The 14,239-nt window shown below is 64.8% G+C and carries 12 protein-coding genes; 3 read left to right on the top strand and 9 right to left on the bottom strand.

All coding sequences use genetic code 11. The features are described from left to right. Window positions 1-106: 106 nt before the first annotated feature. The 9 genes from XF30_RS08850 to cysG form a co-directional block, all read right to left on the bottom strand. Window positions 107-1,141, bottom strand: coding sequence for a sulfate/molybdate ABC transporter ATP-binding protein (locus tag XF30_RS08850; protein WP_035998225.1), 1,035 nt, complete (start codon window positions 1,139-1,141; stop codon window positions 107-109). After that, complete coding sequence (gene cysW / locus XF30_RS08845; protein WP_109142445.1) at window positions 1,131-2,042, bottom strand: sulfate ABC transporter permease subunit CysW; 912 nt, start codon at window positions 2,040-2,042, stop codon at window positions 1,131-1,133. Before cysW ends, XF30_RS08850 begins: the two co-directional genes overlap by 11 nt. A 9-nt stretch (window positions 2,043-2,051) precedes the next feature. Further along, the gene (gene cysT, locus XF30_RS08840; protein WP_074447692.1) at window positions 2,052-2,888 is read right to left on the bottom strand and encodes a sulfate ABC transporter permease subunit CysT; all 837 of its coding nucleotides are present in this window, start codon (window positions 2,886-2,888) and stop codon (window positions 2,052-2,054) included. A 37-nt stretch (window positions 2,889-2,925) separates the two neighbouring features. After that, entirely contained in the window at window positions 2,926-3,927 is a 1,002-nt protein-coding gene (locus XF30_RS08835) for a sulfate ABC transporter substrate-binding protein (protein WP_192893080.1), read from the bottom strand. 120 nt (window positions 3,928-4,047) lie between these two features. Continuing rightward, entirely contained in the window at window positions 4,048-4,773 is a 726-nt protein-coding gene (locus tag XF30_RS08830; RefSeq protein WP_109142443.1) for a phosphoadenylyl-sulfate reductase, read from the bottom strand. Then, window positions 4,770-5,285, bottom strand: coding sequence for a DUF934 domain-containing protein (locus XF30_RS08825; protein ID WP_035998199.1), 516 nt, complete (start codon window positions 5,283-5,285; stop codon window positions 4,770-4,772). The genes XF30_RS08830 and XF30_RS08825 overlap by 4 nt, the downstream gene beginning before the upstream one ends. Then, window positions 5,272-6,927: a nitrite/sulfite reductase gene (locus XF30_RS08820; RefSeq protein ID WP_109142442.1), complete on the bottom strand. Its 1,656-nt coding sequence runs from the start codon at window positions 6,925-6,927 to the stop codon at window positions 5,272-5,274. Before XF30_RS08820 ends, XF30_RS08825 begins: the two co-directional genes overlap by 14 nt. Window positions 6,928-6,938: 11 nt before the next feature. Continuing rightward, window positions 6,939-7,256, bottom strand: coding sequence for a DUF2849 domain-containing protein (locus tag XF30_RS08815; RefSeq protein ID WP_036021663.1), 318 nt, complete (start codon window positions 7,254-7,256; stop codon window positions 6,939-6,941). After that, on the bottom strand, window positions 7,253-8,677 hold the full coding sequence (gene cysG, locus XF30_RS08810) for a siroheme synthase CysG (RefSeq protein WP_109142441.1): 1,425 nt from the start codon (window positions 8,675-8,677) through the stop codon (window positions 7,253-7,255). The genes XF30_RS08815 and cysG overlap by 4 nt, the downstream gene beginning before the upstream one ends. A 244-nt stretch (window positions 8,678-8,921) precedes the next feature. On the opposite strand from cysG, the gene cysD reads away from it, so the two are divergent. The 3 genes from cysD (at window position 8,922) to XF30_RS08790 (ending at window position 14,102) form a co-directional block, all read left to right on the top strand. After that, window positions 8,922-9,716, top strand: coding sequence for a sulfate adenylyltransferase subunit CysD (cysD, locus tag XF30_RS08805; protein WP_035998209.1), 795 nt, complete (start codon window positions 8,922-8,924; stop codon window positions 9,714-9,716). Between the two features lie 14 nt (window positions 9,717-9,730). Then, window positions 9,731-11,647, top strand: a complete 1,917-nt coding sequence (gene cysC, locus XF30_RS08800) for an adenylyl-sulfate kinase (RefSeq protein WP_109142440.1) — start codon at window positions 9,731-9,733, stop codon at window positions 11,645-11,647. A 289-nt stretch (window positions 11,648-11,936) separates the two neighbouring features. Then, a complete protein-coding gene (locus XF30_RS08790) occupies window positions 11,937-14,102 on the top strand; it encodes a malate synthase G (protein ID WP_109142438.1) in 2,166 nt (721 codons plus the stop codon). Window positions 14,103-14,239 lie beyond the last annotated feature (137 nt).

Genomic DNA, 14,239 nt, shown 5'->3' with positions numbered 1-14,239 from the left:
AATCGGGGCCCCCAAATGAGGGGCTGTTGTTGCATACCAACAATGGCTGAAAGGTGAATTTTGAAGAGAATTTGAGCCGTCATTCCGCGGCGGAATGACGGTGGGCTCAGCCCGCAAAAATCCGGTAGCGACGCGGATTGAGGCCGATGGTGTCGCCGGCGCGCAGTTCCTTGTCGCGGGGGGCGTCGATCTCGATGGTCTCGCCGCCGGACAGGGCTACTTCCGCCCGCTGCACCGGACCGAAATTGCGGACGTGCTGGACCGCGCCCTCGAAGGCGCCGCTGCCGGGCGGGCCGACCAGCATGTCATGTCGCCGCACGAACAGCTTCGACGCGCCAGGCGCAAGCCCATCGGCCGCCAGATCGAGCTGCCGGTCGCCGAGCCGGATCGCACCATCGCCGATCTGGATCGGCAGCACGATGGATTCGCCAATGAAGCCGTGCACGAACGCAGTCGCCGGATTGTCGTAGACGTCGTCGGGCGAGCCGATCTGCTCGATCCGTCCCTTGTCCATCACCACGACGCGGTTGGCGACTTCCAGCGCCTCCTCCTGATCGTGCGTGACGAAGATCGAGGTGACGTGGATCTCGTGATGCAGCGAGCGCAGCCATTTGCGCAGCTCCTTGCGCACCTTGGCGTCGAGCGCGCCGAAGGGTTCATCGAGCAGGAGGATGCGCGGCTCGATCGCAAGCGCACGGGCGAGCGCGATGCGCTGACGCTGGCCGCCGGAGAGCTGGCTTGGATAGCGGTCGGCGAGCCAGTCGAGCTGCACCAGATCGAGCAGCTCCTTGACGCGCGAGCGTATCGCAGCCTCATCCTTTCGGACCGCGCGCGGCTGCACGCGGAGGCCAAAGGCAACGTTCTCGAACACCGTCATGTGGCGGAACAACGCATAGTGCTGGAACACGAAGCCGACGTGGCGCTCGCGGGCTCCTTGCGCCAGCGCGTCCTCACCGTTGAAGGAGACTTCGCCCGAGTCCGGCCAGTCGAGGCCGGCGATGATCCGCAGCAAGGTGGTCTTGCCGGAGCCGGACGGGCCGAGCAGCGCCAGCAGCTCACCGTCATTGACCTTGAGATCGACGCCGTCGAGGGCTGCAAAACTGCCGAATTTCTTGACGAGATTCTTGACTTCAATGGTCACTGGCGTCTTGTCCTTCGTCGAGATGACGTTCGAGAACGGTTTTTGCGATCAGCGTGATCAGCGCCAGCATTGCGAGCAGCGAGGCGATCGCGAAAGCGGCGACGAACTGGTATTCGTTGTAGAGGATCTCGACCAAGAGCGGCATGGTGTTGGTCTCGCCGCGGATGTGGCCGGAGACGACGGAGACCGCACCGAACTCGCCCATCGCGCGCGCGTTGCAGAGCAGGACGCCGTAGAGCACGCCCCATTTGATGTTGGGCAGGGTGACGCGGAAGAAGGTCTGCAGGCCGGAGGCGCCGAGCGAGATCGCGGCCTCCTCCTCCTGCGTGCCCTGCTCCTGCATCAGGGGGATCAGCGCGCGCGCCACGAAGGGGAAGGTCACGAAGGTGGTGGCGAGCGCGATGCCGGGGACCGCGAACAGGATCTGGATGTCGTGCTCGCGCAGCCAGCTGCCGAAATAGCCTTGCGCGCCGAACAATAGCACGAAGACGAGGCCCGAGATCACCGGGCTGACCGAGAACGGCAGGTCGATCAGCGTGATCAGGAAGGTCTTGCCCGGAAACTCGAATTTTGCAATCGCCCAGGCGGCGACGAGGCCGAACACCAGATTGAGCCCGACCGAGATCGCCGCGACGATCAACGTCAGCTTGATCGCCGCCTTCGCCTCCGGCTCGGCGAGCGCGGCGAAATAGGCGAGGATGCCGCGCGAAAATGCCTGCGCGAACACGACGACCAGCGGCAGCACGACGAAGACGGTGAGAAACAGCAACGCCAGCGTGATGATGACGATGCGGACAGCGCGCGGCTCGGTGCGCAAATTGTTCCGCGCCGCCGCCGCGTGCGCGCGTGCCTGCGAGTCGGAGGCCGAGAGCGACACGGAATCTGCGATCTGCATCGTCATGGTCCGCCCTCAGCGCGCCGGGATCCGGCTCTGCGCCCAGCGCTGGAGCCGATTGACCGCGAAGATGATGACGAAGGAGACGACCAGCATGACCACCGCAATCGCGGTCGCATCGGCGTAACGGAATTCGGACAGGCGTATCACGATCAAGAGCGGCGCGATCTCGGAGACGTTGGGCAGATTGCCGGCGATGAAGATCACCGAGCCGTATTCACCGACCGCGCGGGCGAAGGCGAGCGCGAGGCCCGTGAGCAGCGCCGGCGCGAGCGAAGGCAGGATCACGCGAACGATGGTCTGCAAGCGGCTGGCCCCCAGGCTGCCCGCGGCTTCCTCGATTTCAGGGTCGAGATCCTGCAGCACCGGCTGCACGGTGCGGACAACGAAGGGAATGCCGATGAAGATCATGGCGACGAAGATGCCGACCGGCGTGAACGCCACCTTGAGGCCGAGCGCGGCGAGCGGCGCCCCCAGCCAGCCCTTCTCGGCGAACAGCGCCGTCAGCGCGACGCCGGCCACCGCCGTCGGCAGCGCAAACGGCACGTCGACGATGGCATCGAAGATGCGGCGGCCGGGGAAGCGGTAGCGCACCAGCGCCCAGACGATGATGCTACCCATCACCAGATTGACGCAAGCCGCCGCAAAGGCGAGGCCGAACGAGACGCGGAGCGCGTTCAGGGTGCGGCGGCTGGAGAGGATGTTCCAGAACTGCTCGGGGCTGAGCTCAAGCGATCTCAGGAACAGGCCGGCGAGTGGAATCAGGATGATCACGGACAGCCAGGAAAGCGTCAGTCCCATGGTGAGACCGAAGCCCGGCAATGTCCGGCGTCGTGCTGCGAGTGCGCTCACCAGGCCCCCTGCTAAAGCCCCCTACGACAGCGCCCGATCAGTTCTTGTAAATCTGATCGAAAACGCCGCCGTCTGCAAAATGTTCCTTCTGTGCCTTGGTCCAGCCGCCGAAGACGTCGTCGATCGTGAACAGCTCGACCTTGGCGAAGGCATTTTCGTACTTTTTGGCGGTCTCGGCATCACGCGGACGGTAGAAATTGCGCGCGGCGATTTCCTGCCCTTCCTTGGTGTACCAGTATTGGAGGTAGGCGTCAGCCGCATTGCGGGTGCCCTTTTTGTCGGCAACCTTGTCCACGATCGCGACCGGCGGCTCGGCGAGGATCGACTGCGGCGGTGCAACGATCTCGAACTTGTTCGCACCGAATTCCTTGAGGGCCAGGAACGCCTCGTTCTCCCAGGCGAGCAGCACGTCACCGACGCCGCGCTCGACAAAGGTCACAGTGGCGCCCCGGGCGCCGGTATCGAGCACCGGCACCTGCTGGAAGAGCTTCCCAACGAAGTCCTTGGCCTTGTCGGCCGAACCGTATTTCTTTTGCGCAAAGCCCCAGGCGGCAAGATAATTCCAGCGCGCGCCGCCCGACGTTTTCGGGTTCGGCGTGATGACGGCAACGCCCGGCTTGATCAGATCATCCCAGTCCTTGATGCCCTTGGGATTGCCCTTGCGCACCAAGAACACGATGGTCGACGTGTAGGGCGACGAATTCTGTGGCAGCCGTTTCTGCCAATCCGTCGCGGTGAGGCGCTTGCTCGCGATGGCGTCGATGTCATAGGCGAGCGCCAGCGTCACCACATCAGCCTGCAAGCCGTCGATCACCGCGCGCGCCTGCGAGCCGCTGCCGCCGTGCGACTGCTTGATCTCGACGCTCTTGCCGGTTTCCTTCTGGTAGGCGCTCGCGAACGCCTTGTTGAACTCGACATAGAGCTCGCGCGTCGGATCGTACGACACGTTCAGCAAATTGATGTCGGCGGCCAGAGCCGAGCCTGCCCAGAACCCCGTCGCGAGCAATCCTGCGGCGAGCGGAACGATACGGCGCATCATGTCCATCTCCATTCACCTCGACGACATCGGCGTCATCGACGGCAGGCATAACTCGTGGCGAAACGCTCTTGTGTCAACGGAACCCGATTTTCTTGTTCGCTAGCTCGCAGCGTGACTGTGCTACGAAGTCTTCATCGTATGGATGCCGCATTCTGTCTTGGCCCGGCCGCGCCACCGGCCGGCGCGTGCATCCTCGCCCTCAGTCGTTCTGCTGGTGCAAGGCATACACCCAACCGACAGGAATCCTGACACAACCAGAGGGTGCCGCGGCAATTTAGCGCGGGTGAAGATCGCCTCGATCTCCTCGCGCGAGACGTTGGCGAAGGGATTGAACTTCAGCCGCGCGCCATCGTCCTCGACGACCGGAATGTCGGCGCGCGCATTGCCCTGAAAGCGCTTGCGGCCGTTGAGCCAGGCGCCGAACGGCTTCAGCGCACGCGCCAGCGGCTCGACCTTGCGGATGCGGCAGCAGGCGTCGGGATCGGAGAACCAGAGGTCGCGGTCGGGATCTTCGCGCGACAGCGTCTCCTCGGCCGGCTTGATCGAGCGAACGTCCTTCAGGCCCAGCGTCGCAATGAGCGTATCGCGATAGGCCAGCGTCTCCTCGAACAACCAGCCGGTGTCGAGAAAGATCACGGGGATTGCGGGATCGACATCCGACATGACCTTCAACAGCGTCGCCGATTCAGTACCGAACGAGGACACCAGCGCAAGCTTCTCGCGCCCGACCGTCTTCAGCGCCGCGGCAATGACCTCCGCAGGCGAGGCATCGCGCAAGGCGCGATCGAGCTCGTCCGCCGAAGGTAGCGCAGACACGGGCGAAACCTGAGGCGCGATCGCGTTCACGTGCCGACCCCTTCGGAGTGGCGCAATTGCATGCGCCGGTGCAGCGCTGTGATGCGGCCATCGCCGGTCGGCTGGTAGAACACCGAATAGCGCTTCGCGGTCTGCATGAAGGCCTCCGCATCGGCCTGCTTCTTGACCTCGAAGGCATCGAAGCCGGCGCGCAGCATGAACACGAACTGGTCGCGCAGCACCTGACCGGTCGCGCGCAATTCGCCGCGGTAGTTGTAACGTTCGCGCAGCAGCCGCGCCTGGCTGTAGGCGCGCCCGTCACGGAAGGTCGGGAACACCAGCGCGACGGCGGCGATCTGGCCGAGATACGGCACGAGCTCGGCGATGTCGCGATTGTTGGGCCAGATCACCCCGACCTTTCCGGCGCGCTTGAGCAAGCCCTCGGCCTCGCCGAGGAAGCGCTCGGCGGGCACCAGGATGTCGCCGCCCTCGGGCAGCGGCGTGTCGACGGCGAGCTTGACGAAGCGGTCGTCCGTGATCTTTCCGCCATTAACGAGTGGCATAGACGCGCTCCTTGAAGGGTTCGACGCCGAGGCGCTTCACCGTGTCCATGAACAGCTCTTCGGGCCGCTCGCGCAGCGCCAGATAGGCTTCCACGATGTCCTCGACCACGTCGGCGACCTCGTCGAACTTGACGCCGGGACCGATCAGGGTGCCGAGCGCGGCGTTCTCGTCGGCACGGCCGCCGATGGTGATCTGGTAGACCTCCTCGCCGTTCTTCTCGACGCCGAGAATGCCGATATGGCCGACATGGTGATGGCCGCAGGCATTGATGCAGCCGGAGATGTTGATGTGCAGACGGCCGATCAGGTTAGCGAGCTCGTGATTGGCGAAGCGCCGCGTCAGCTCCTGCGCTATCGGAATCGAGCGGGCATTCGCCAGCGAGCAATAGTCGAGCCCGGGGCAAGCGATGATGTCGGTGATCAGGTTGACGTTGGGCGTCGCCAGCCCGAGCTTGTCGAGCGCCTTCCACAGTGCCGGCAGGTCGCGCTTGGCGACGTGCGGCAGCGCTAGATTCTGCTCGTGGCCGACGCGGATCTCGCCGAAGGAATATTTGTCGGCAAGATCTGCCAGCGCGTCCATCTGCTCGGCGGTGGCATCGCCCGGAGGCCCGCCGGTCGGCTTCAGCGAGATCGTGACGATGGAGTAACCCTGCACCTTGTGCGGGGCCACCGAGTTCTTGCGCCATGCCTCGAAATCGGGGTCGGCCGCGGCCTGGCGCAGCTCGTCCGGCATATGCGGCAGCTTCTCGTAAGCCGGATAGGTGAAGCGCGAGCGGATGTCCTCGATCACCTCCTCGTCGATCTGGAGCGAGGAGTTGCGGATATGCTGCCACTCGTCCTCGACCTCGCGCGAGAATTTCTCGATGCCGAGCTCGTGCACCAGGATCTTGATGCGCGCCTTGTAGATGTTGTCGCGGCGGCCGTACTGATTGTAGACGCGTAAGATCGCCTCGATGTAGCTGAGGATGTCGCGGCCGTGCACGAAGTGCTTGATGGTCTTGGCGATGAACGGCGTCCGGCCGAGACCGCCGCCGACCAGAACCTCGAAGCCGGTCTCGCCCTTCTCGTTCTTGATCAAGCGCAGGCCGATGTCGTGGATCTTGATCGCGGCGCGGTCGTGGTCCGAGGCGGTGATCGCGATCTTGAACTTGCGCGGCAGGAACGAGAATTCCGGATGCAACGTGGTGTGCTGGCGGATCAGCTCCGACCAGATGCGCGGATCCTCGATCTCGCCCGGCGCGACGCCGGCCCACTGGTCCGAGGTGACGTTGCGCATGTTGTTGCCGGAGGTCTGCATCGCGTGGATGCCGACCTTGGCGAGGTCTTCGAGTGCATCCGGCAGCTCGGCGAGCTTGATCCAGTTGAACTGGATATTCTGCCGCGTGGTGAAGTGGCCGTAGCCGCGATCGTATTTGCGCGCGACATGGGCGAGCGCCCGCATCTGGTTCGTCGCCAGAGTGCCATAGGGAATCGCGACGCGGAACATATAAGCGTGCAGCTGCAGATAGACGCCGTTCTGCAAACGCAGGATCTTGAACTCGTCCTCGGTGAGCTCGCCGGAAAGGCGCCGCTTCACCTGGTCGCGGAACTCCGAGACGCGCTCGTTGACGAGCGTGCGGTCGATTTCGTCGTAAGCATACATAAGTGGGTGCCTTAAACCTGGGCCGGCTGTCCGATGGTGACGCCGGTGCGGCGAATCTGCTCGCGCAGATTGCCGGGCTGGACCTTGCCATCGTCGCCGATCTGCACCGGCGCGATATAGGGGCCGATGGCGCCGACGTCATCGGCCACGGCTTCCGCAAGCAACGCCTTGGCCTCGTCGGAGTTGCGCACGATCGCGGCTTCCGACAGCTCGGCGGACCAGCTGTTGGCGGCGGTGCGGTAGACCACGATGCCGTCCCAGGTGCGGTTGGCGGTCACGACCGAGGGGCCGGCGATACGGATCTTCTTTTGTTCGAGCGGAGAGGTCATTCGGCTGCATCCAATAGGTCAGAGATGATTTGTTTGGGTGTCTGGCGGCGAAGCGAGCCGGCATGCCGGACCACGTCGCCGATGATGAGGATGGCGGGACCGCCATGGATCCGCCGCACCAGTTCCGGCAGATCGCGCAGCGTGCCAATTGCGCCTTGCGCATCCGGCCGCGTGACGCGGGCGAACACGCCGACCGGCGTCTCCGGCGAGCGGCCGGCCGCGAACAAGCCTGCGCGCACGGCGGGCGCTGCGGTCATGCCCATGTAGACCACGACGGTCATCTTGGTGTCGGTCAGTGTCGACCAATCCACGTTCTCTGCATCGCGGGCCTTGTGTGCGGTGAGGAAGGTGATGCGGGTCGCTTCGTGGCGGTAAGTGAGCGGCACCTCGAAATCGGCGGCGGCGCCGAGCCCTGCGGTGATGCCGGGAATGATCGAATAGGCGATGCCGGCGGCGCGCAGCGCTTCCACTTCTTCGCCGCCGCGGCCGAACACGAAGGGATCGCCGCCCTTCAACCGCACGACGCGCTGGCCCGATTGCGCGGCCTCGATCATGCGCTTGTTGATGGCGTCCTGGCCGATGCCGGGCTTGCCGACGCGGCGGCCGACCGCAACGCGCGTGGTGTCGCGGCGAATGCGGTCGAGAATCTCGGGCGAGACCAGCTCGTCATGGAAGACGATGTCGGCGTCCTGCAAAGCGCGCAGCGCCTTGATGGTGAGCAGATCGGGATCGCCGGGTCCGGCGCCGACCAGTGCGACGGAGCCTTCCGGCTTGTCGGCGCGCGCGAATGCGGAAAGGTCGGCAATCGCCTTGAGCGATGCATCGGCTTCGCTGTTGCGGCCGGCGAGCACGGCGGCGCCGATCGGACCGTCGATGACGCGCTCCCAGAAGCGGCGGCGCAGCGGAAACTCGGCGATGCGCTCGTTGATCGACTTGCGGAAGGTGCCGATGAACTCGGCGAGTTCGCCAATGCGCGCCGGCAGCAGCGCCTCGATCTTCTCGCGCACGCGCCGCGCCACCACCGGGGAGGTGCCGCCCGTGCCGACCGCGACCACGACATCGCCGCGATCGACGATGGCCGGAAAGATGAAGCTGGAATGCTCGAGGTCGTCCATGACGTTGACGGGCAGGCCAGCCGCCTTGGCGCGAGCCGACATGGCGACACCGACATCACCTGCGCCCGCGCAGACGACGGCGATGACGCCGGAAATATCCGCCGTGAGCGGATCGCCTGCCGCGATCTCGATGCGCGCCAAGTCTTCGGAGCCGAGGCCAAGGTCGTGATTGCCATCGATCGCATGCACGCGCAGGCGCGCGCCGGCAGCGGCGAGCACGCGCAGCTTGGCGCGCAAAAGCTCGCCCGTCCCGATTAGGACCACCGGGCCGGCCTTGAGATCGAGAAACACCGGCAAGAACCGCATGTGATACTCGCTTCCCCACAAACGGGGTTGACTGGAATTATTTTCTATATATGTCTCGTTTCGAGCGCGCAAAGAGAAAATTTTTTCTTCTCTTCCGCACCGCAACTATAGAATTTTCGCCTCCAAACGCAAAGTGGCAGAGATGCATCTTCTCAAGGACGATTCCGCTGCTGATCGACTGAGCAATCCGGCGCTGGCTGAGCGCGTGCGCGCGCAAGAATTTGCTACCGAACTTGCCTCGAGCATGGACCATCTCGACCAGCTCGAAGCGCAGAGCATCTACATCTTCCGTGAGGCCTTTGCCCGGCTGAAGAAGATTGCCCTGTTGTGGTCACTCGGCAAGGACTCCAACGTCATGATCTGGCTGGCGCGGAAAGCCTTCTTCGGCAAGATGCCGTTCCCGGCCCTTCACGTCGATACCGGCAAGAAGTTTCCGGAGATGTATCGCTTCCGCGATCATTACGGCAAGGAATGGGATCTCGATCTGCGCGTCGAGCCCTGCCCGCCGATCGATGCCGTCGACCCAACGCTGCCGCCGGCCGCCCGTTCCGCCGCGCGCAAGACCGAGGGCCTCAAGATGGCGCTCGCAAAGTATGGCTTTGACGGCCTGATCGCCGGCATCCGCCGCGACGAGGAAGCAACGCGCGCCAAGGAGCGGGTGTTCTCGCCGCGCGGCTTGGAGGGCAATTGGGACGTGCGCGACCAGCCGCCGGAATTCTGGGATCATTTCAACGCCTCGCCGCCGCAAGGCGCGCATCTGCGCATCCATCCGATCCTGCATTGGACCGAGGCCGACATCTGGGCCTACACCAAGCGCGAGAACATCCCGATTATTCCGCTGTACCTCGCCAAGAACGGCAAGCGTTATCGCTCGCTAGGTGACCAGGACATCACCAATCCGGTTGCCTCGAATGCCTCGAACATCGACGAGATCCTGATCGAGCTCGAACAGACCAAGGTGCCGGAGCGCTCGGGGCGCGCGCTCGACCACGAGACCGAGGACGCCTTCGAGCGCCTTCGCGTCGCCGGCTATCTCTGATCAAGGACGCGGCCATGAACATGATCGTCACGTCAGCCTCGCCCGGCACGCCGAACGGCACCACGCGTCCCCAGGTCCGCATCGTCATCGTCGGCCATGTTGACCACGGCAAGTCGACCCTGGTCGGCCGCCTCCTGCATGAAACCGGCAGCCTGCCCGAGGGCAAGCTCGAAATGCTCAAGGCCGTCAGCGCGCGGCGCGGCATGCCGTTCGAATGGTCGTTCCTGCTCGACGCGCTGCAGACCGAGCGGGACCAGGGCATCACCATCGACACCACCCAGATCCGCTTCCGCACCAATTCGCGCGACATCGTGCTGATCGATGCGCCCGGTCACGCCGAATTCCTGCGCAACATGATCACCGGCGCCTCGCAGGCCGACGGTGCGGTGCTGATCATCGACGCGCTGGAGGGCGTGCGCGACCAGACCAGGCGGCACGGCTATCTCCTGCATCTGCTCGGGGTGAAGCAGGTTGCGGTCGTCGTCAACAAGATGGACCGCGTCGATTTCTCCGCCGCACGCTTCAAGGACATCAGCGACGAGATCTCCGCGCATCTGAACGGCCTCGGCGTGACCCCCACGGCCGTGATCCCGATTTCCGCGCGTGACGGCGACGGCGTCGCGATGCACACCGACCGCATCTCTTGGTACAAGGGGCCGACCGTGGTCGAGGCGCTTGATCGCCTCGAGCCGGCGCGTCCGCTGGAAGCGCTGGCGCTGCGGCTGCCGGTGCAGGCGATCTACAAGTTCGACGACCGCCGCATCGTCGCCGGCCGCATCGAATCCGGCAGCCTGATTGCCGGCGACGAGATCGTGATCATGCCGGCCGGTAAGATCGCCAAGATCAAGACGGTCGAGAGCTGGCCGGCGACGCCGGTGGCAGGACGGCAGGGCGCGGGCCGCTCGGTCGGCATCACGCTCGACCGCGAATTGTTCATCGAGCGCGGCGACATCATCGCGCATGCGGGCAGCGCCCCGCGCGAGACGCGGCGGCTGCGCGCGCGCATCTTCTGGCTGCACGACAAGCCGCTTGCCAAGGGCGACCAGCTTTTGGTGCGCTGCGGCCCCAAGGAAAGCCGCGCCACCGTGGTCGCCATCGAGAAGGCGGTCGATCCCGGCGAGCTCTCAAGCAGCGAGAACAAGGCGATCGGTCGCAACCATGTCGGCGAGATCGACATCTCCCTGTCCAATCCGATCGCGACCGATCCCTACACCGAAAATCCGCGCACCGGCCGCCTCGTGATCGAGGTGTCCGGGCGCATCGCCGGCGGTGGCCTGGTGCTGTCGGTCGATGCCGGCCAGCGTGCCGTGCCTGTCGACATCGTGCCGGTGGAATCGGCGCTGCGCAGCGACGAGCGTTCAGCCCGCTACCGCCACAATGGCGCCGTGGTCTGGCTTACCGGCCTGCCGGCTTCCGGCAAGTCGACGCTGGCGCGGGCGCTGGAGCGGCGTCTCTTCACCAATGGCGGCTCGCCGATCCTGCTCGATGGCGACACGCTGCGCGCCGGGCTCAACAGCGATCTCGGCTTCTCCGCCACTGATCGCAGCGAGAACATCCGCCGCCTCGCCGAGGTCGCGACGCATCTCGCCCGCAACGGCCACATCGCCATCGTCGCGGCGGTCTCGCCCGCGCGCGAAGATCGCGCCGCCGCGCGTCGCATCGCCGACACCGCGTTTCGCGAAATCCATGTCGCGACGCCCGCCGAGGTGTGCGAGGAGCGCGATCCCAAGGGCCATTACAAGAAAGCCCGCGCCGGCGCGCTCGCCTCGTTCACTGGCATTGGCAACGACTACGAGAAGCCTGAGGCCGCCGAGCTCGTGATCGATACGTCGAAGCGGACGGTTGCGGAAGCGGCCGACGAGATCGAGCAGATGCTGAAGGCATCAGGCGTGCTGTTCGACGAGCTCGTGGACCTCGCCGCGAACATTTGAGGCGGCCCTAGTCGTCGCCCGGCTCGGCCGGGCGACCCAGTATTCCAGAGACAGCGTTGGAATACGAAGAAGCCGCGGCGTACTGGATTCCCCGCTTTCGCGGGGAATGACACCGGTGCGTGGGACCGTCTCCCACCTCTCCTTGACATTTTGACAAGCTCCCGGGGGTCTTCTCACGGCCTCTTTTTTGGGGCTAATAGGCCCCCGAAAGCTGCCCCGCGCGGGCGCATTTTGCTGCTGTCGGGTCAAAAGCAGCCAAAAACAGCCATTTCCAACAAGAAAGCCCATCATGAAACGCGTCGACGCCCACGGATTGAAGATCGCACCCGTCCTGTTTGACTTCATCGCCAAGGAAGCGGCCCCGAAAACGGGGATCGCGCCGGATGCGTTCTGGGCCGGGCTGGCCGGCATCATCAAGGAGCTGGGACCGAAGAACCGCGAGCTGCTCGCATTCCGCGACAATCTGCAGGCCAAGATCGACGACTGGCACCGCGCGGGCAAGGGCAAGGCGTTCGACCTCGATGCCTATACCGCCTTCCTAAAGGAGATCGGCTATCTCGTCCCGGAGCCGGCGACGCAGAAGGTCGAGACCGCCAATGTCGACGAGGAGATCGGCAAGATCTGCGGCCCGCAGCTCGTGGTGCCGCTCACCAATGCGCGCTACGCGCTGAACGCGGCGAATGCGCGCTGGGGCTCGCTCTATGATGCCTTCTACGGCACCGATGCGATCCCGCACGACCCTTCCGAGAGCGGCAAGGGCTACAACAAGGCGCGTGGCGACAAGGTGATCGCCAAGGCCAAGGCGTTCCTCGATAACGCGGTGCCGCTCGCGACCGGCAGCCACACCGACGTGACCGGCTATAGCATCGTCGCGAGCCAGCTCGCGGTGAAGCTGAAGAGCGGCAACGCCACCGCGCTGAAGAACGCCGCGCAGTTCGCGGGCTTCCAGGGCGATCCAGCCGCGCCGAGCGCCGTGCTGCTCGTCAACAACGGCCTGCATATCGAGGTCAAGATCGACCGCAGCAGCGCGATCGGCAAGGACGATCCGGCCGGCGTCGCCGACATGATCATGGAGGCTGCGGTCTCCACCATTCTGGACATGGAGGACTCGGTCGCCGCTGTCGATGCCGAGGACAAGGTGCTGGTCTACCGCAACACGCTCGGCCTGATGAACGGCACGTTGTCGGCCGATTTCGAGAAGGGCGGCAAGACGCTGACGCGTTCGCTCAATTCCGACCGCCTCTACAAGACGCCGGACGGCAAGGGCGAGCTCAAGCTGCACGGCCGCAGCCTGCTGTTGATGCGCAATTGCGGTCACCACATGTTCACGGACGCGGTGCTCGACGAGAAGGGCGAAGAGGTTCCGGAGGGCCTGCTGGACGCCGCCGTCTCGGGCCTGCTCGCGATCCACGACCTCAAGGGCAATTCCAAGGTCAAGAACAGCCGCACCGGTTCTGCCTACATCGTGAAGCCGAAGATGCACGGCCCGGACGAGGTCTCGCTGACCTGCGAGATTTTCGACCGCGTCGAGAAGATGCTCGGCCTGCCCGAGAACACGCTCAAGGTCGGCATCATGGACGAGGAGCGACGCACCACCGTCAACCTCAAGGCCTGCATCCAGCGCGCCTCCAAGCGCATCATGTTCATCAACACCGGCTTCCTCGACCGCACCGGCGACGAGATCCACACCTCGATGGAAGCGGGTCCGATGATCCGCAAGAACGAGATGAAGGCGCAGGCCTGGATCAAGGCCTATGAGGACTGGAACGTCGACATGGGCCTGATCGATGGCCTGCCCGGCCACGCCCAGATCGGCAAGGGCATGTGGGCCGCGCCCGACAAGATGGCGGACATGCTGGCCCAGAAGCTCGGCCATCCGCAGGCCGGCGCCACCACCGCCTGGGTGCCCTCGCCAACCGCGGCGACGCTGCACGCGCTGCACTACCACCAGGTCAACGTCATCGCGCGCCAGGAGGAACTCGCCAAGGGCGGACCGCGCGCAAAGCTGTCCGACATCCTCACCATTCCGGTGTCGAAGTCGAACTGGGCGCCCGATGACGTCAGGCAGGAGATCGACAACAATTGCCAGGGCATCCTGGGCTATGTCGTGCGCTGGATCGACCAGGGCGTCGGCTGCTCGAAGGTGCCCGACATCCACGACGTCGGCCTGATGGAAGACCGCGCCACCTTGCGCATTTCCAGCCAGCACCTTGCCAACTGGCTGCATCAGGGCGTCATCACCGAGGCGCAGGTGATGGAATCGCTTAAGCGCATGGCCGTCGTCGTCGACAAGCAGAACGCGGATGATCCCATCTACAAGCCGATGGCGCCCGCCTTCGACGGCGTCGCCTTCAAGGCCGCCTGCGACCTCATCTTCAAGGGGCGCGAGCAGCCGAACGGCTACACCGAATACATCCTCACCGCGCGCCGCCGCGAGGCCAAGGCTCTTGCATAAAAAGGCTCTTGCATAAAGAGGCTCTTGGATAAAGAGGCGCTCGGCTGAGCAGAGTCACGGAACATCGAAAGCCCCGGCGGAAACCGGGGCTTTTTCGTTGGGCGAAACGTCGCGCTGTGTCACGGAACAGGCTGCGT

The sequence above is a fragment of the Bradyrhizobium sp. SUTN9-2 genome (genome assembly GCF_003122645.1).
Lineage (GTDB): Bacteria > Pseudomonadota > Alphaproteobacteria > Rhizobiales > Xanthobacteraceae > Bradyrhizobium > Bradyrhizobium yuanmingense.
This window is presented reverse-complemented; position numbering and strand designations above follow the sequence as displayed.